Origin of the sequence: Streptomyces sp. NBC_01591 (assembly GCF_035918155.1) — a bacterium.
Classification (GTDB): domain Bacteria; phylum Actinomycetota; class Actinomycetes; order Streptomycetales; family Streptomycetaceae; genus Streptomyces.
In genome coordinates, this window is sequence record NZ_CP109328.1 from 783,272 (window position 1) to 800,460 (window position 17,189).

Annotated in this window: 18 protein-coding genes and 4 pseudogenes; 13 read left to right on the top strand and 9 right to left on the bottom strand. The window is 68.7% G+C overall.

The features are described 5' to 3' along the window. Positions 1-12: 12 nt before the first annotated feature. The 4 genes and pseudogenes from OG978_RS44785 to OG978_RS44800 form a co-directional block, all read left to right on the top strand. Positions 13-192: pseudogene (locus OG978_RS44785) on the top strand (DUF4267 domain-containing protein); the annotation flags it as partial. A gap of 200 nt (positions 193-392) precedes the next feature. Further along, positions 393-815 (top strand): hypothetical protein, encoded by a 423-nt coding sequence (locus OG978_RS44790; protein ID WP_326770813.1) that lies wholly within the window; start codon positions 393-395, stop codon positions 813-815. 243 nt (positions 816-1,058) lie between these two features. Then, a pseudogene (locus OG978_RS44795) lies at positions 1,059-1,292 on the top strand (ATP-binding protein); the annotation flags it as partial. Next, complete coding sequence (locus OG978_RS44800) at positions 1,292-2,620, top strand: PP2C family protein-serine/threonine phosphatase (protein ID WP_326770814.1); 1,329 nt, start codon at positions 1,292-1,294, stop codon at positions 2,618-2,620. The pseudogene OG978_RS44795 and the gene OG978_RS44800, both read left to right, overlap by 1 nt. Before the next feature lie 427 nt (positions 2,621-3,047). On the opposite strand, the gene ltrA is transcribed toward OG978_RS44800, so the two are convergent. The 7 genes and pseudogenes from ltrA to OG978_RS44835 form a co-directional block, all read right to left on the bottom strand. Beyond that, on the bottom strand, positions 3,048-4,502 hold the full coding sequence (gene ltrA / locus OG978_RS44805; RefSeq protein WP_326770815.1) for a group II intron reverse transcriptase/maturase: 1,455 nt from the start codon (positions 4,500-4,502) through the stop codon (positions 3,048-3,050). A gap of 867 nt (positions 4,503-5,369) precedes the next feature. Beyond that, positions 5,370-5,933 (bottom strand): hypothetical protein, encoded by a 564-nt coding sequence (locus tag OG978_RS44810; protein WP_326770816.1) that lies wholly within the window; start codon positions 5,931-5,933, stop codon positions 5,370-5,372. Between the two features lie 139 nt (positions 5,934-6,072). Then, positions 6,073-6,660, bottom strand: a complete 588-nt coding sequence (locus OG978_RS44815) for a histidine phosphatase family protein (protein ID WP_442817911.1) — start codon at positions 6,658-6,660, stop codon at positions 6,073-6,075. Between the two features lie 20 nt (positions 6,661-6,680). Further along, positions 6,681-7,799, bottom strand: a complete 1,119-nt coding sequence (locus OG978_RS44820) for an IS630 family transposase (RefSeq protein ID WP_326770818.1) — start codon at positions 7,797-7,799, stop codon at positions 6,681-6,683. 193 nt (positions 7,800-7,992) lie between these two features. Continuing rightward, positions 7,993-8,439 carry a substrate-binding domain-containing protein gene (locus OG978_RS44825; protein WP_326770819.1) on the bottom strand — a complete coding sequence of 149 codons (447 nt, stop codon included), beginning with the start codon at positions 8,437-8,439 and terminating at the stop codon, positions 7,993-7,995. 20 nt (positions 8,440-8,459) lie between these two features. Further along, positions 8,460-8,618 (bottom strand): annotated as a pseudogene (locus OG978_RS44830) (RNA polymerase sigma factor); the annotation flags it as partial. A 26-nt stretch (positions 8,619-8,644) separates the two neighbouring features. Continuing rightward, positions 8,645-9,013, bottom strand: coding sequence for a YciI family protein (locus OG978_RS44835; protein ID WP_326763754.1), 369 nt, complete (start codon positions 9,011-9,013; stop codon positions 8,645-8,647). Between the two features lie 200 nt (positions 9,014-9,213). Between OG978_RS44835 and OG978_RS44840 the strand changes: the two genes are divergently transcribed. The 4 genes and pseudogenes from OG978_RS44840 (at position 9,214) to OG978_RS44860 (ending at position 12,033) form a co-directional block, all read left to right on the top strand. Further along, positions 9,214-9,858, top strand: a complete 645-nt coding sequence (locus OG978_RS44840) for a dihydrofolate reductase family protein (RefSeq protein ID WP_326770820.1) — start codon at positions 9,214-9,216, stop codon at positions 9,856-9,858. A 447-nt stretch (positions 9,859-10,305) separates the two neighbouring features. Continuing rightward, entirely contained in the window at positions 10,306-10,584 is a 279-nt protein-coding gene (locus tag OG978_RS44845) for a hypothetical protein (protein WP_326771072.1), read from the top strand. Next, positions 10,541-10,701, top strand: a pseudogene (locus OG978_RS44850) (DUF6879 family protein); the annotation flags it as partial. The gene OG978_RS44845 and the pseudogene OG978_RS44850, both read left to right, overlap by 44 nt. A 411-nt stretch (positions 10,702-11,112) precedes the next feature. After that, the gene (locus tag OG978_RS44860; protein WP_326771073.1) at positions 11,113-12,033 is read left to right on the top strand and encodes a CPBP family glutamic-type intramembrane protease; all 921 of its coding nucleotides are present in this window, start codon (positions 11,113-11,115) and stop codon (positions 12,031-12,033) included. Positions 12,034-12,335: 302 nt separating this feature from the next. On the opposite strand, the gene OG978_RS44865 is transcribed toward OG978_RS44860, so the two are convergent. Then, positions 12,336-12,785 carry a MerR family DNA-binding transcriptional regulator gene (locus OG978_RS44865; protein WP_326770821.1) on the bottom strand — a complete coding sequence of 150 codons (450 nt, stop codon included), beginning with the start codon at positions 12,783-12,785 and terminating at the stop codon, positions 12,336-12,338. A gap of 133 nt (positions 12,786-12,918) precedes the next feature. Between OG978_RS44865 and OG978_RS44870 the strand changes: the two genes are divergently transcribed. From OG978_RS44870 to OG978_RS44885, 4 genes are all read left to right on the top strand, one after another. Beyond that, complete coding sequence (locus OG978_RS44870) at positions 12,919-13,488, top strand: putative immunity protein (protein ID WP_326770822.1); 570 nt, start codon at positions 12,919-12,921, stop codon at positions 13,486-13,488. Next, positions 13,485-14,000, top strand: a complete 516-nt coding sequence (locus tag OG978_RS44875; RefSeq protein WP_326770823.1) for a putative immunity protein — start codon at positions 13,485-13,487, stop codon at positions 13,998-14,000. The genes OG978_RS44870 and OG978_RS44875 overlap by 4 nt, the downstream gene beginning before the upstream one ends. A gap of 231 nt (positions 14,001-14,231) precedes the next feature. Further along, entirely contained in the window at positions 14,232-14,816 is a 585-nt protein-coding gene (locus OG978_RS44880; RefSeq protein WP_326770824.1) for a transposase, read from the top strand. Continuing rightward, positions 14,753-15,379: a zinc ribbon domain-containing protein gene (locus OG978_RS44885; protein ID WP_326771074.1), complete on the top strand. Its 627-nt coding sequence runs from the start codon at positions 14,753-14,755 to the stop codon at positions 15,377-15,379. The genes OG978_RS44880 and OG978_RS44885 overlap by 64 nt, the downstream gene beginning before the upstream one ends. Here OG978_RS44885 and OG978_RS44890 read toward each other — a convergent pair. Further along, positions 15,366-16,259: an NADP-dependent oxidoreductase gene (locus OG978_RS44890; RefSeq protein ID WP_326770825.1), complete on the bottom strand. Its 894-nt coding sequence runs from the start codon at positions 16,257-16,259 to the stop codon at positions 15,366-15,368. The two genes, OG978_RS44885 and OG978_RS44890, sit on opposite strands and share 14 nt — an antisense overlap. Before the next feature lie 71 nt (positions 16,260-16,330). Here OG978_RS44890 and OG978_RS44895 point away from each other — a divergent pair, with 71 nt between their 5' ends. Further along, a complete protein-coding gene (locus OG978_RS44895) occupies positions 16,331-16,900 on the top strand; it encodes a TetR/AcrR family transcriptional regulator (RefSeq protein WP_326770826.1) in 570 nt (189 codons plus the stop codon). Positions 16,901-17,189: the final 289 nt, after the last annotated feature.

Genomic DNA, 17,189 nt, shown 5'->3' on the forward strand with positions numbered 1-17,189 from the left:
GCGGCGATGACGAAGGCCCTCGCCGCGTACGGCGACATGACCACCGTGCTGGCCCACCACGGCTCCGTGGCCACCGCGCTCGGCGTCCACGGCCTGACCGCGACGCTGATGGTGGTCAACGGCCTGCTGATGATGCGCGAGACCCGCAAGGTCGCGGCCGCTCCGGCGACGCCCGCCCCGCAGCCCGCCTGATCCCATCGGTCCAAGGTGGCCCGGACCCCGGCCGGGCCACCTTGGCGCGTGCCGGTATTCGCGTGTCAGCGCCCGCCGGGAAAGGCCAGGCAGACGATCTCCTTCCAGTGAGCGACGACCTGACGGCTGAGGCGAGCAGGACCGCGGTGCCGGGGCGCCAATGGCCGCGATGAGCAGGACGCACCTGCCGTACGGGCTCCATGCCCGCCGGATCAGCCTCACCGCCCTCGGGGCCCCGCCCCGCGGCGCGAGGCAGCTCGATCCGGTGGCTGGAGGAGACGCTGCTCAGCGGCTACAGAACCGTCCTCGGCGACGGCTTCCGATGCGACCAGAGGCGCGACGTGAGGCGCGACCAGGAGTGCGACCAGAGACGCGACCTCGGGCCCTTACGGTTGATCAGCGTGACCGCCCGCCGCAACCTTGGCACCGGCCCCGAGGCTCCCTCGCAGGGCATCCGCGCCGCACAGGCCGACCTTCTCGACGCGCTGCCCGGCATCCGTCTGCCAGACCTCGGCGAGTTGCGAGCCCGCGGAGTCCTCGGGGCCCACCCGCAGCGCCGCCGAGACCGCGACGGACCCTCGGGGCTGGCCGCGCGGGGCGCTGCGCCGGACTTGATTTCGTGAGAGTCAGTGGGGCGGGCAGGACCAGGAGCCACTGTCTCGGGAGATTGGGAGCCAGCCGGTATGACGGTGTGCAACATGCCGCTTTCGGTGTAATAGGCGGGTTGGGTTGTTTGGCTGCGCCACTCTGTGGTGGTTGATCACGGTCGTGTCAGGAGGCTGTGGGTGCACAGATCTCGTGAGTGGCTGTATGAGCGGATCCGCCGGGACAAGCGGCAGAACCCTGAGATGTCGGAGCGGGCACACAAGAAGGGCGCCAAGCTGCTGTTCCAGATTTTCACAGAGCGGGAGGAACACAAGGCCACCGCCGTGGCCTTGAACGCCCCGTTCAGCAAGTGGGACAAGGCCTTCACCGATCCCCGGCTGTGCGCGGCGATCGCTGACCGGCTCACTTTCAAGACAACGCTGATTCAGACGGGCACCGATTCCTACCGGCTGAAGGCCACCGAGACCGAACACCACGCCGCCAGGTGCCCGTGATGGCGGGCCGAGAGGAAGAGCCTGAGCAGCCCGGCATTCCTGATCTGCAACTGCGGCTGGATGCCCAATTGGACCAGATCGCCGGGCAGCTGCGGGATTTGGCGACCGTCAAGGACCGGCTGCAGGGCCTGCTGGAGGCGGTGCTGGCCATCAGCCGGGAGACGGAACTGCCCACGGCGCTGCACCGCATCGTCACCACCGCCATGAGCCTGGCCAACGCCCGCTACGGTGCGCTGGGAGTGCTGGACGACTCCGGCGAGTACCTGCAGCAGTTCATCACCGCTGGCCTGTCCGAATCCGAGCGCGCCGACCTGGCCGGGACCGAGTTTCCCCACGGGCGCGGCGTTCTCGGACACCTGATCCACCACCCCGAACCCCTGCGCGTCGACGACATCCCCTCCCACCCCGCCTCCGCCGGGTTCCCGCCCGGGCATCCCCACATGCGCACCCTGCTCGGCGTCGCCATCAGCGTCCGCGGCACGATCTACGGCGACCTCTACCTGTCCGAACGCCGCGACGGACAGCCCTTCGACCGAGACGACGAAGACATCGTCGTCACCCTGGCCGGCGCAGCCGGTATCGCCATCGAAAACGTCCGCCTGTTCGAGCAGATCCGCGACGGCGCTGAACACTTCCAGCGCCTGCTGCTGCCCACCCTGCCCGACCTGCATCCCTTCACCGCAGCCGCCACCTACCGGCCCGCCCCCACCCCCGGCCACCTCGGCGGAGACTGGTACGACGCCATCTGGCTGCCCGACAATGCGTGCGCGGTCGTCATCGGCGACGTCGTCGGCCACGACCTGCGCGCGGCCGCCGCCATGGCCCAGACCCGCAGCATGCTGCGCGCCCTCCTCTACGACCGCCTCACCCCGCCCAGCGCCGTCCTGCACCAGCTCGACCGCACCCTGCACGCCATCACCGACCTGCCCGTCACCACCGCCTGCCTCGCCCGCATCGAACCCGAAGAAGAGGGCTGGATGCTGCACTGGAGCACCGCCGGCCACTTCCCCCCACTCCTGCTCACCCCCGACCGGCAGACGGAATATCTCCACGCTGAACCCGGCCTGCCCCTCGCGGTGAACACCGAACAGCACCGCCCCGACCACACCCACCCCCTGCCCCCGGGCGCCACCGTGGTCTTCTACACCGACGGCCTCATTGAAGACCCCGCCCGCAGCGTTGACGAGGGCATGACCCAACTCGCCGAACTCGCCGCAGCCCACGCCGACCTGCCCCTGCAGGACTTCGTGGACACGCTGGCCGACAACCATCCCAGCGACGGCCACGACGACACGGCCATCCTCGCCCTACGCACCCCGCACAACTGACCCTCAATGCCCGGGCGCAAAAGCGGGCCCACCGAACCACGCCTGCCAGAGCGGCCCAAAGGACCCGGCATCAATTTAACGAGCAGTTGGCCCTTCGTGTCGGCCAACACCCGCCGCCGGGCAATGAGTCCACCGGCTCCACGAACGGCGCACAGCGGCTCGTGATCAACTAGTCTGAGTGGCTCTCATTCACCGGTTCTGGCACACATTCTGTGAGCGATCTCGAGGCGGGCTTCACCGAGTTCGTACGGCCTCCAATCGGCGCTGGTCGCGTGCCCCGCTCCTCCGACCGATGCCGGCCAGCACGGTCTTTCGCTGAGTAGGCCCGGAGCGCGGTGCCGGGATTGCTCCCGGTCCGTTTCTCCGGACCTCTCGCCGAACCCGCCGTGCGCCTCTCAGCGCAACGGGCTCTCCACGGTCTCTGCCGTCAGATGGGGTTCGCAGGGTGCCATGGGTTGGGGATCCTGCTGGCCCGGTATCGGTAACGGCTGACCGTGACCGATGCGATCTGGAACAGTTCGGCCCCGTCCGCCGCGATCGGTAGCCACCGCCCGGTGGGGGTGGTGAACCGGCGGCGGACTTCGCCCCAACTCCAGTGGTGACGTTCCCGCAGCATGCGGATCAGACGCCACCACACGAAGGCGTCAAGCTTCGTGAAGACATGCTTGGCGACAGCGTGCTTGAAGTAGTTGGCCCAACCGCGCATGATCTGAGTGAGTCTGATCAGCACGGTGGCGAGATCCTGCTGCGATGTCCTGCCTGTCACAGCACGGACCTTCGCCTTCAAGGACCGGATGGGCCGGTCCGCGATGAAGGTGTAGACGTGCCATCTGTCCGTGCCTCCTTTGCGTTTCCACTGGATGCGGAAGCCCAGGAAGTCGAACCCATCACTCATGTGCGCGATCCGGGTCTTCGCCTGCGACAGGCGCAATCCCAGAGGTTCGAGCACGTCAGCGACTTCTTCGCGCAGTGCCGCAGTGTCGGCCTCGGTGCCGTGCACCAGGACGACGAAGTCGTCCGCGTAGCGGACGACCCGCCACGTCGGCCGACCCTTGCGGCGCCGGTGGGCGCGTTTACCTTCGGTGGCCATCGTCCCGCCCGGCTCCCACGTCTCGTGCAGGTGCTCATCGAGCGCCGACAGAGCAATGTTCGCCAGCAGCGGGGAGAGGATGCCGCCTTGCGGGGTGCCGGTCAACGTCTCCTTGTTCTCACCGAGTTCAGTAAGAATCCCGGCCTTGAGGAAGGCTTTGACCAGCGACAGGACACGCTTGTCCTTCACCCGATGACGCACTCGGTCCATCAGGGCCGTGTGGTTGATCGAGTCGAAGCACGCCTCGATGTCCGCATCCAGCACCCAGCGATATCCCCGGGTGCCGAAATAGTGGATCTCGGCGATGGCGTCCTGGGCCCGCCGTCGGGGCCGGAACCCGTAGGAGACCGGCTTGAAGTCGGCCTCGAAGATCGGTTCCAGCACCAGTTTCAGCGCTGCCTGAGCGACCCGGTCCGCGATCGTCGGAATCCCGAGTTTACGGACCTTTCCCGAGCCTCCCGGCTTGGGAATGCTGCGTTCCCGCACCGGCAGAGGACAGAACGCACCGCCCTTGACGGCGACCCGCAGGTCGTTCAGGAATCCGGGGACACCGATGGATTCCTCGACGTCGGTGGCGGTCAGGCCGTCGACGCCGGGAGTCCGGGCTCCCCGGTTGCCCGCGACCCGGTCGAACGCCACCAACAGCGTCGCCGGATCGTGCACGAAGTTGAACAGGTCATCGAACCGGCGGCCGGGATCGGCCACCGCCCAACGGTGAAGCTTGGCCTGCATCTCCAGTACCCGGGCCCGAGGGCCCGGGGCTCCGCCATTCGGCGGGGCATCTTCCGGCATTGCAGCGTCCTTCCCTTCTCGATACCGCTGCCGCCCTTCCCCATGCGGCCGGCTTTCCCGGCCTCGGAGTACTACGGCGGCTCCGCCCCGTCCCGGACCGATCGGCGGTCGATGCGCCCAGCCCCGGCAGCCTGCTGGAGACAGGTAGCGGGGCGAGGTTCGGGACGGTTCCCGTGTTCACTGTGGTTCGCTCGACGGAGTAGGAGCCCGACTGTGTCCCTGCGGCATCGCCACGAGTACGCCGCAGGCTTTCCTCGTGGCCTCCCGGCCAGCTTTCGTAAACCGACCCAGGAGTTGTCAGACCACCCGAAAGGATGACCCGAGTACGCACCGCTTCCGGCCCAGATCCACCAGGTTGGAGCCGGAGGCTCGTTAAGAGACGTAAAACGCCGGTTCCTTGCGTACTCCTCTCCATCACACTTGCCGGACCCGCCCCATCTGGCAGTACTGGTCACGTCCCGGCTTCGTCAGGGCCGCTCTCACCCTCCCCGGCATCACCCGGATCAGGCTGCCCTCAGCTTCAACCCAGCTGCTGCGACAGCGGGTTGGTGCAGGCCTTCCACCTCCACTCGAACCAACAGCGCCTCACGGCGCAAACGGAATGTGTGCCAGAGCCCATTCACCCTGCGAAAACACATTCGGCGGAGTGGCAGACCATGCGTGAGCTCAGCCGCCGCGCCTTCCCCGGGACCGAGGCCGTACCTCAGGATGCGCGGCCCCGATCGATGCCGCCCGCGCCCAGCGCCGCCGCCAAGCCGCGGCGGCCGAGGCGGCCGCGCTGCGCCGGGCGTGTGCTGAGCGGGCTGGCCAGCTGACCGGCGATGCCGCGTCCGTGTTCCGGGAGTCAGCGTGGCTGGCCTGGTCTGGTTAGGGAAGGGGGCAGGTGAGCGGGAGGACGCGTTCGGTCAGTTGCCCGGTGAGGTGGGTGTCGGTGAGGTCGGCGTTGGTGAGCCAGTCTGCTGCGGTCAGCTGGTCGGCCAGGTGCTGCAGCTCGCCGGAACCTACCGGGACCCAGGCGGCAAGAGCATTCAGGGCGATGCCCTGGCCGCCGGGACCGAGGCGTGCCGAGGCGTCGGTCTGGGTGGCCAGCGTCAGGGCGAGCAGCCGGGTGGCGGCGGTGGCCTTGGCTTTGCGGAGCTTCTTGTCGGAGACGACTTTCTGGGCCCATCCGCTGAGCTTGGGCCGCAGCTTCTTGCCGAACGTGAACCGGCCCGGCTTGTCGTCGTCAGGAACCAGGGAGGGGACGGTGATGGGGGTGGGGCTCTCGGGCCGGGAAGCGAGCAGGTCACCGGGGGTACCGGGAAGACGTAGCCAGCCGCAGTCTGCCAGCTGCGTGACCAGGTCTTCCGGCTCGCTCATCTTCAGGGATCGGGTCTGGTCGTTGAGGTTGTAGCCGCGCAGGTCGTGGATGGAGCCGCCGCTGCGGGTCACGCACACCCAGCGGCCGGAGTAGTCCCGCTTCTCGTAGACGCGGGCGGTTCGGTCGGAATTGTTGGGGATGCCGAGCCGAGCGGTAAGCAGCCCCGATAATGTCGGGACGGGCTGGCACTGCCGGACAGCCGGGGTCCGGCTAGTGCTCTGACCGGGAACGTTTGCCGGGTTGCGCCGGTGGCGGGCCAGTTGGTGGGACGGTGTATTCCCATCCTGGCTGCCAGTGGGCCGGGGCTTGGACGAGGTCTTCGAGGTCTGCGCCGGTGAGCAAGCAGTCCAGGGCCCATCGGTTGGCCGAGTGGGCGATCAGCAGAATGCGGCTGCCGTCCCACCGTGTGGCCAGGTCGCCAAGGAAGTCTTCGGTGGCGGCCAGAACTTCGCGGTAGCTCTGGCCGCCGGGGAACGGCTCGTCGATGTGCCGCCCCCGCAGCGGGGCAAGAGCTGCTTGCGGGCGGCCGTTGAGGCGCCCGTAGTTGCATTCACGCAGGCGGCGATCCTGGTGGATCGGCACTGTGGTGCACGCGAAGGCGATCCGCGCGGTGTCCACGGCGCGGTGCAGGTCGGAGGTGAACACCGCCGCGATGCCGTCGTTGCGACGGCGGTCGCCGAGTTCCCGGGCCTGTCGGCTGCCGGCCGGTGAGAGGACTCCCGGTAGCCAGCCTGTGGCGATTCCGGCCTCGTTGTCGATGGTGGTGGCGTGGGTCTCGTAGACGAGCCGGATCGGCATCTTCGCCCTGCCGTTCATGATCAGGCCGCCTGGAGAGGGCGTCCGCCCCAGCGGATGCCCTTCTCGCCGCGGATACGGGCACGTTCCCTGCGTTGGGCGGCAAGCACATCAGGGTGGCGGGCGTTGTCGTTGCGCCAGCGGAGGTAGGCGTGCAGGGCCCGGGTCTGCACGGTGTGGTTGGGGTGGTTGGAGTTGGCGATGGTGAACTGTCGAAGCGGTCCGAAGTGGGCTTCGATCGGGTTCGCCCACGAGGCGTAGGTCGGGGTGAAGCACAACTCGACTTTGTTCTTCCTGGCCCAGCGGCGGATCTCGGTGCCCTTGTGGGCAGACAGGTTGTCGAGGATCACGTAGATCGGGGCGCCGTCGGGCCGGGCGGCCCGGATCGATTTCAGCGCGGCCAGCGTGTTGGCGGCGCCCTTCTTGCGCCGGTTGACGCCCCACAGGGTGTCGTCGCCGAGCGAGTAACAGCCGTGGAAGTAGCGCACGCCGTGAGTGCGGTGATAAGTGGCGGGCAGCCGGTCGGGGCGCTTCTCAGCGGCCCAGCCCGAGCCCGCGGTGGGCCGGATCCCGAGCGGGCCGAACTCGTCGAAAGCGAAGACCCGGTCCGGGAAGCGGTCGAGGACCTCCTCGATCCGGTCCAGCTTCGTCTCCCGGTCCGGGTCGGGGGATTCCTTCCATGTCTTGGTGCGCTGGAAGGTGATGCCGCGGCGCAGCAGCAGGCATCGTAAGGCTTCACGGCCGATGCGGATGACGTGTCCGTGTACTTTCCGCAGGTAGGCGGCGAGTTTGCGGATCGACCAGCGGGTGAAGGGCTGGCCGAGTTTGGTCGGGCGGGTGGTGGCCGCCTGGATGACGAAGTCCTCGTCGTCAGGGGTGAGCAGGCGAGGACGGCCTCCCGCCCACTGAGGGTCCAGGCAGGCCAGGCCGATCTCGTTGAACCGGTGGATCACCTCCCGCACCGTGCCCTCGTCGGCCTGGACCAGCTGGGCGATCACCGGTACGCGGTTTCCGCCGGCGGACGCCAGCAGCATCATCGCCCGGCGATAGCGCACCGAGCTGGTACTGCCCCGGCGCACGATCTGCTGCAGCTTCTGCCCTTCTTGGTCGGTCAGTCTGCGCACCCGCACAGGCTCGGCCACCACACCTCCAGCGATCGGAACGGACGTCACCGCCCATCCAACCGCTCCAACTACCAACCCGGCGAACCTATTCGGTCACAGCACTAGCGAGAGGCGATGACACCCCCTGCCCGACACCGACTCCGGAACAGGCAGCCGAGGGCCTTCGCCGCGCTGCGACCGCGGATCACCCCATCGAGGTTCTAGGGCGGCCTCAGGTGCCGGGGTGGTGCACGACCTCGGTTGGTACGACGGTTCTTCGGCACGGTTCCTGCAGCGTGCTCAGGCCCTTGGCGATGCGGTCGAGGAGCAGGTGGGCCGGGCGGCGGCCCACTTCGTCCGCGTCGTAGGCCACGATGGTGACGGGCACGTCCGGCAGGTCGGCCATTTCGAAGTCGTCGAACCCGGCGAGGGCAGTGCCGCTGCGCAGCCCGCACACGGCACGGTAGGCGCCCAGGGTGTTGCGGTTGTTGGCGCAGAACAAGGCGGTTGGCGCGTCAGGGCGGTCGAGGATGCGGCGCGCGGCGGCCTCGGCGCTGGGAATGTCGTAAGCGTCTCTGCTGATCCACTTCTCACGCGGTGTGATCCCTGCTTCCTCGTGGGCCGCCCAGTATCCCCGGAAGCGCTCGGCGCTGGTGAACAGGGCGGGCGGATTACCCACCAAGCTGATGGACCGGTGCCCGTGGTCAGCCATCCGTGCGGGTTGTCCGGGACGCCCTCGGTCGGCCAGCGTGTCGCCGCGGCGAGCAGTGCCTCCTGCACGGCGTCCTCGCTCAGGTCGAACTGCCCGTACCGGCGCACCAGCGCGCCGAGGGCCTGCGGCGCGAGCGCGCGCAGCAGGCCCTCGACGGTGGCGCGGTCGGCGCTCACGCGGTCGGGCCGCCGGAGAAGATCACCTGGCGGACCTCGATGCCCAGGCCGTTGAACCGGGCGTCCGGGATCATCGCGGCCAGCTCCAGCGCGCGGTCCCTGTTCTCGACGTCGACCAGGTAGTAGCCGCCGAGGAACTCCTTGGCCTCCAGGTAGGGGCCGTCGGTGACGACCGGCACACCGTCGCGGACGCGGACCACCGAGCTCTGTGACGGGTCGGCCAGTGCCTCGGTGCCGATCATCTCGCCGGACTCGCGGATCGTCTTCATGAATGTGCCGTGGCCGTCCATGATCTCCTGGCGCTCGGCCTCCGTCAGTTCCTCCATGATGGCCGGGTTGATGTGCATGATCAGCAGGAACTTCATGTCCAACTCCTCACCGTCGTGGCGCCCGGTCGGGCCCCGTCATCGGGTGGTCGTCGCGGACCGACCGCCCTTGACATGCCGGCGGCGGGTTCAGCAGATCAGATGATTCTGCCGGTACGGGTCAAGATCCGTCGATCGGCTCCGACCTCACGGTGACGATCCAAGTCTCACCACCGTTATCGCCATCACAGGAGGAACACGTGGCTCAGCTACTGAGAGTCCAGAACTTCAACGTCTCGAGTGACGGAATTGGTGCCGGTGAGGACCAGACCCTCGAGAGGCCATTCGGTCATGTCGAGCCCGAGAGGCTGTTCGCCTGGGCCGGCGCCACGGCGAGCTGGCCCATGCGCACCGACCCCGGGGGCAGCCGGGGTCTCGACGACTACCTCACGCGGGACTACGCCCGCAACATCGGCGCCGAAATCATGGGCCGCAACAAGTTCGGTCCCCAGCGCGGGCCCTGGCACAACCACGAGTGGCGCGGCTGGTGGGGTGACGAGCCCCCGTTCCACACCCCGGTGTTCGTCATGACCCACCACAAGCGTCCTTCGTTCACGCTCTCCGACACCACGTTCCACTTCGTCGACGGCGACCCTGCCACGGTCCTCGAACAGGCCCGGGAGGCGGCGCAGGGCAAGGACGTCAGACTCGGCGGCGGGGCCACCACCATCCGGCAGTTCCTCGACGCCGACCTCGTCGACACCCTGCACGTGGCGGTCTCGCCGGTGAAGCTCGGGTCCGGAGTACGACTCTGGGAGTCCCCCGATGAGCTGCTCGACCGGTTCCACCTGGAGGTCGTTCCCAGCCCGAGCGGGGTGACGCACCACCTGTTCTGGCGAAAGTGACCGGTCCTCAGGGCTGGCCCCGGCCAGCTGTTTTGCCTCCCGGGGCCGCCCTGAGGCGGGCCGTCGAGTCGCGCCTCGGGCGGTCAGCTGTCCGGCGCGGAGACGATGCACGACCTGCACGAGACGCTCCGCACGCTGACCCACGGCCTCTCCTGGGACACCCGCCTCACCGGCCCTGACGTCGCGCTGGAAGTCACGCTCGGCAAACGGCAGGAGCTCCCGCTGCACGCGACCCATGTCGTCGGCGTGACCCGGCTCTTCCATAACGCTGCTGGCACCATCGGCGCCCGCAGCACACCAGGGGGAGGGCGCTGTCTCCACTGTGACGGGACCGGGCTTGCCCGCCCACTGTGGGAGCCGACCGAGCCGCGCCCTTGCCCAAGGGTGTCGGCGCGCGGGACGGTCGTCGCTCAACTATGCGCAACCGACTCGACACGGGAGCATGCGATGACGTTGCGGTTCGTCGGGATCGACCTGAACACCGGAGGCGAGGGATCGCCGACGGTGTGGGTGGAAGAGGAGAGCGCGGACCTGGTCCTCCAGGGCGAGGAAGCCGATGAATTCCTCAAGACCCAAGTCGGCTCCACCCAGTGGGTGGCCGGCCACAAGACGGGGATCCCCGCTCGTGAGCGGGTGATCCGGATTCCGGCCCGCATGGTGCCGATTCTGAGGGAGATGTGCGATGCCGCTGAACGCGCAGCAGCTGAACACCGCGACGTTCGCTGAGTTGCTCGCCGGCACCCATCGCACGGCTGTCCACCTGGAGATGCGCGACGTCTACGCCGTCGGTGACGAAACGGACGACTACGCCGCCTTCCTGGGACCGGCGTCCCGAACCTCGATCTGAACCCCCGGACTGCCCGCGAAACATGACCGCCTCTCCCTCGTCCAGCGCCCAAGGAGCCCGTGAGGCGCTCGCGGTGCGCCTGCAGCACCTGCGCAAGTACGTCGGGCCTCACCGGGAAGGAACGGCCGGTTCCGTGGTTGAAGAGCGTGGACCATCCTCCGAGCCGCATTGCCCCGTCGATCGCCCAGGCGGTGGAGCGGCAGTCGCATGAACGCGGGCACTCAGCCTCTGGGTGTTCCCGGAGCCGGAGCCGGTGGCCACGACCAGTCGACCCTTGTCGTCCACTGCGCCGAAGGATGTACAGGGGGGTCGTCCGCGCGCACGACGCCCCTGACCGGTGGTCGGGCGAGCCTGGGAAGCACACGGGGTTGTCGATAGGAGTCGGCCCCACCGTCACCAGGAGCGCTATGACCGAGCTGCACATACGACAACCCACTCCCGCACCCTCACCCGCGCCCACGGCCGCCGGGGCCATGGGCCGCGCGTTGGCCGGCGGCCTGATCATGGCGGTGGCGCTCGGTGTCGGCAACGGCCTCGGACCCGTACTGGCGGACGCCACCGGAGCCAGTGGCCTGGCCGCCCGGCTGATCGCTGCGGCCCTCGTCACCGTCGTGGCCGTGCCGTTCGTCCTGCGCCTGTCACACCCCCGGACGGTCGGCTTCGGCAATCCGGGCGCGAGCCTACGGGCGTTCCTCACCGGCGTTGGGGTGACGGCCGCGGGAGCGGCGCTGGTCCTGGGCGCGGGTACGGCCATGGGGTTACTCGTCTGGCAGCAGTTGGACCTCGTCACTCTGGTCGGCTTTCTCGTCACCAACGCCGTCGTCGCGTTCCTGCTCGAAGCCCTGCCCGAGGAGACGACGCTGCGCGGCTACACGTGGACATCGCTGCGCAGACGGTTTGGGCCCGCACTGGCGGCGCTCGGCACCACGGCGGTCTTCCTGCTCGTACCGGGCACCTCGACGCTGGTGACGGTTGGCATCGCGCGGCTGGCCGGTGACGAGCCGGGCCACATCGGCATCGTCCCGGAGGGGCAGCCCCCGGTCGACTACCTCATCCTCCTGACGGTCTTCGGCCTGACCCTGATCGCCGCCCGTGCGGCCGTGGGTCACGCCCCGCTGTGGGCGGCGATCGGCACGCACCTGACCGTCCTGACCGTGAACCGCATCATGCTGCAGGGCGAGGACCGCGACGCGGGCGTGACGGTGGAGCAGGCGTCCGGTGACGCGGTGCTGCTCGTACCGCTGTACTTGGTGGTCGTCGCGATCGCATTCCTGACGTGCCGCCGGGTCACGCGTCGGCACACGCCCGGCGAAAAGCAGCAGCGGTGATGTCTTTTGTGCTGGACGCCCATGATCATTCGGGGCGACCGAGGATCGCAACGCGCCGCCGGTCGCGTGTCGTCTGCCACGAGAACGTCAGTGGATCCGGCGGCGTACCGCTGGGCCAATCCGCGCGACGTGAGGTCGCGCCGCCACGGTTCCAGGGTCCTGGCCAGCGCATCGAGGCTGCCAGCGTCGCGGAGTTCTCCGAGGACGGTGGAGATGGTACCCAGGGGCTGGCCTCCCCGGCGCAGCAGGTGCGCCAGTTCGGCGTCGCGCACGTCCTGCGCAAGGTACTGGCGGTGTGCGGGTCACGTGGTGGGGTGAGGGTTCCGGCGCGTTCCGAGGTGCGCAAGGGTGGCCGGGTTGAGCGCGAGGTGGCGGGCGAGTTCACCGATGCTGTACGGCGCCCGAGTGCCGGCCGCCGCATCCGGGGTGACGGCTCCGAGGTGTGAGAGCGCCGCTTCGACGGTTCGTAGTGTGCTGCGGTCGCGAGCCAGGAGTGAGTGCCCGTCGTCGACGTACTCCAGTGCTTCATCGAGCTGGCCGCCGGTGACGGCCTGCATGATGCGTCGGCTCGTCGAGTAGCCGAAGGCAGGGACGAGCGCCAGGTAGGCCGCGAGGCCGGCAGCATGCGTGGCGGTGTAGTCCCGGTACCCCGTCGGGCTGCGGTGGGCCGGCGGGATGATGCTGGCGCCCTCGTAGTTGCGGACCGCCTGTGTGGAGAGGCCATGGTGACGGGCCAGGTCCACGGGCCGCATGTGACCTCCGATTGAGGGTTCCGACGCAGGTGAGCGGAGGATTCGTCGCAAAGTCTCCATCGAGCGTTCAAGGATACGATTCAGAGGCATGACACAGAGCACGCACACCGTGTCCGGAGACTTCGATCTGACGATGGACGAGCTGCGCGTCGTGGCGCGTTACGTGGTTCGGCACGCAGAGGATGTCCTGTCGGTCTTTGAGCAGGCTGTTCCCGATGATCCGCGCCCCCGCGCGGCGATCGACGCCGCCTGGGCCTTCATCAACGGTGCCAACAGGACGAAATTGCAGCGCGTCACTTCCCTCGACGCTCATCGAGCCGCCCGGTCCGCGCCCTCCGAAGCCGCACGACTGGCCGCGCGATCCGCCGGTGACGCCGCATCGGCCGCATACCTGCACCCCATCGCCCAGGCCGGTCAGGTCGGCCACATCCTGCGGGCCTGCGCGAGCGCTGCGCACATCGGGGAGGTGGAGGCGGGCGGTGATACCGCGATCGGGGATGCCCTACTGGAACGGTCGCGGCAGCGTGCGACACCGTTGCTCATCGATGTGCTGCGCCGCTACCCGCTCGTGACAGGTGGCAGCAGTCGTGTCGCCCGGCTGATGAGCACTCTGGACCATTCCCTGCGTCGGGCGGCTGACCGGCCGCCAGGGCACACCGCAGCGAGCGGCGCCGAGGTGCGCAGGAGGGAGTGCACGTCGTGATCCTCCCGAAGGTCCGCGACCCTCGCCTCGTGACGATCCGCCGTGGTGGGACTCTCACTGATGCGGATCACCGTCTCCTTGCTCTATGGGCTGCCGCCTGTGCAGAGCACGTCCTTGGCCTCTTCGAGTCGGCCAAGCCCGCGGACCCGCGACCTCGCCAGGCGATCGAGCATGCCCGGGCCTGGGTGCGCGGCGAGGTCAAGATGATGCAGGCCCGCGCGGCGGGCGGTCATGCGATGGGGGCAGCCAGAGACCTGCGTGGGGCAGCACGGCATGCCGCGTACGCCGCCGGCCAGGCCGGAGCCGTCGCCCACGTCGCCGCGCACGAGCTCGGCGCGGCCGCCTACGCGATCAAGGCCGCACGTGCAGCGGCACCGGAAGGCGAGAGCGAGACCGCAGGACGACTCGAGTGCAAATGGCAGCGCAATCAGCTCCCGGAGGCGATCTGCGAGCTTGTACTTGATGACCAGCGCCTACGCAACGACATCTGCTGGTCGGTGTTCGACTGCTGAAGCCGAACCCCGTACAGGGCCCCTCATGGTTGGCCCAGCGGGGAGCACCGGGCACCTCCGTCCAGCTGTGTGGGAACGCGGAGACGCGGAGCTGTTTGAGGTCGGGGATGTGGTCAAGGGTGACTCCCGTGCCCCGACCTGCCCGAGGGGGCCCTCGGGCCCGCACGGCCGTGTCCGTGGTGGCACGAGGTCAACACCTACGCGTTCCACGGACACCGCTGGTACGCGTCCGTGCTCTGCAAGGTCACCACCGACCTGCCCGACAAACCGACCCACCATCAGCAGGCCCGCGGCACAGTCGGCGTCGACCTCGGCGTAAAACACCTCGTCGCCCTCTCCCAGCCCCTCACCCCCGACGACCCCACAACCTTCTTCCTCACCAACCCCCGCCACGTACGCCGAGCCGAGAAGCGACTGGCCAAAGCCCAGCGGGCACTGTCACGGACGCAGAAGGGCTCCGCACGCCGGGTCAAGGCGCGTCACCCGTGTGGCCCGCCTCCACCACGAAGTCTCCGTACGCCGCGACACCACACTCCTCACGAAACAGCTCACGACCCGGTTCGCCGTCGTCGCGATCGAGGACCTCAACGTCGCGGGCATGACCAGCTCCGCTCGTGGCACCACAGCGGCACCCGGGAAGAAAGTGAGGCAGAAGGCCGACCTCAACCGGTCCATCCTGGACACCGCCCCCCGGCGAGCTGCGCCGCCAGCTCACCTACAAGACGGCCTGGTACGGCTCCCAACTCGCGGTCCTGGACCGCTGGTGGCCGTCCAGCAAGACCTGCTCGGCCTGCTCATGGCAAAACCCACGCCTGACGCTGGTCGACAGGACGTTCCACTGCGACGCATGCGGACTGCGGATCGACCGCGACACCAACGCCGCCCACAACATCGCAGCCCACGCCGTCCTCAGCGGCACTCAACCAGCAGGAACGGTCGCCCCCGGTAGCGGGGAGACCCAAAACGCCCGCGGAGCATCCGTCAGACTTCCCGGACCTCGGGCCGGGAAGCAGGACGCGAAGAAACGGGGGAGACGCCAGGCCCACCAGCCCGGCGCCACCTCGGTGGAGCAATCCACCGACGTCCCCCAACCCACGCCAAGAACAGGCAAAGCTGTTCTGAACGATCAGGCAACGGCCCTGGGTACGCGTGGGAGCCAGGCGCAAGCAAGTTGGACGGACATTCCGGACGCGAGGGCGTCGCGCGGTGCTGCGGGCCAGGACGAGGCCGCCGAGTCCGGCGCCGATGATCGTGACAGGAGTGTGCATGAAGCTCCTTGCGTGTCGCACAGCTGCCGGGTGGGTCTGGGCAGGATCGCTGGAAGGAAGGCGGCTTGCCGGGCCGTGCCATCGGGCAGGAAACGGCTCAGGCGACGATGACCCGGCGCCCGCGCGTGTGACCGGCCTGGCTGTCGGTGTGCGCGGCCGCGGCCTCGGCGAGCGGGTACGACTTCTCGACCGGGATGTGGAGCTTTCCCCGCGCGATGAGGCCGACGGCCTCGGCGAGGGCTTCCGGTACGTTCCCGGTCACGCCGGAGTACCGGACACCGTGTTCCGGCGCGCCGAGATCGGCGATGGAGATCACCTTCTGCGGGTTCCCGGTCAGTTCGACGAGTTCGCGGATCACGCCGGAGCCGGCCAGATCGAGCGCTGCGTCGACATGGCCGAGCTGCCGCACCCGCTCGACCCAGCCCTCGCCGTACGTCGTGGCGAGGGCACCCAGGCTGCGCAGGTAGTCCTGGTTCGCGGCCCCGGCCGTGCCGATCGCTGTGATGCCGCGGTCGCGGGCGATCTGCAGCACCGCCGATCCGACTCCGCCGGACGCTCCGCTGACCAGCAGCGTCTGGCCGGGCTGCACACCGGCCTGGCGGATGATGCGCAGCGCGGTCTCCACCACGGAGGGGTATCCGGCCGCCTCTTCGAAGGTCGGCCCCTCGGGCATTCGGGCCCAGGCCGACAGCACGGCGAACTCGGCATAGGTGCTCGAGCCTCGCCCGAACACGTGGTCGCCGACCTCGACTCCTTCGACGCCCTCGCCGACCTCGTCCACCACTCCGGAGGCGTCCTGCCCGACTCCGGCGGGCAGGACGACCGGGCGGACCTTCTGGAACTGGCCTTCACGGATTCTCCAGTCGACGGGGTTCACGCCCGCCGCCCGCACGGCGATGCGTATCTGGCCGGGGCCTGCGTGGGGCTCCTCGGCGCCTTCGAGGTGGAGAACGTCGGGACCGCCGAACTCGGCGAAGCTCACTCTCTTCATGCAAGCGACCGTAACACTAACGGTTGTTGTTTAGAAACAGTTACTCCTTTGGATTTGATAGTGTCAGCGACATGACCGAGCCGCCCGGACGCCGTGAGCGCAAGAAGGCCGCGACCCGACAGAAGATCGCCGACACCGCCCTGCGGCTCTTCCTGGATCGCGGGTACGACGCGGTGGGCATCCGCGATGTGGCCGCCGAGGCCGACGTGGCCGTCACCACGCTCTTCTCCCACTTCGCCTCGAAAGAGGCCCTGGTATTCGAGCAGGACGACAACTTCGAGCAACGCCTCACGCAGGTGGTCACCAACCGCGCACCGCACGAACCGCTCATCCCCGCACTGCGCCGCGAGATCCAGGAGATGGTCCGGCACTGCACGGCGGACGGCACCGTCCCGATCTACCGCATGATCGACGAGTCACGTGCCCTGCGGGAGTACGAGGAGTCGATGCGGCTGCGTCATGCAGAGTCGCTGGCAACGGCCATCGCTGCCGATCCCGGCCTGTCACAGACCACAACGGCCTGCCGGACGATCGCGAGGTTCGTGATCGACGCCTATTCGCTGGCCCGTGAGACGGACGATCCGCAGGCCGCGGTGGACGAGATCTTCCAGATGATCGAGGCGGCCTGGGAAGTCACCTGACCTACCACTCTGCGAGCATCGCCCGCGAGGTCGGGCCCACCCTGGCGGCAGGCTCAAGGACGTCAGGATCTCCTGCAGAGCAACTACTTCGGCGGGGCTGGCGCAGGGTGCCCGGCCAGCTGCCTGGGGAACGGCACAGCCAAGGACCTACTGGCCGAAGGCCGGCAGCAGCCATCCGGTGAGGCTGCCAGCGAGCAGTGAATCCAGATCCGGACGGGGCCTCAGCACGAACGGTTCCGCACGAGCCAACTCGTCCGGGAATGACATCCGATCCCGTCTCCAAACCGCC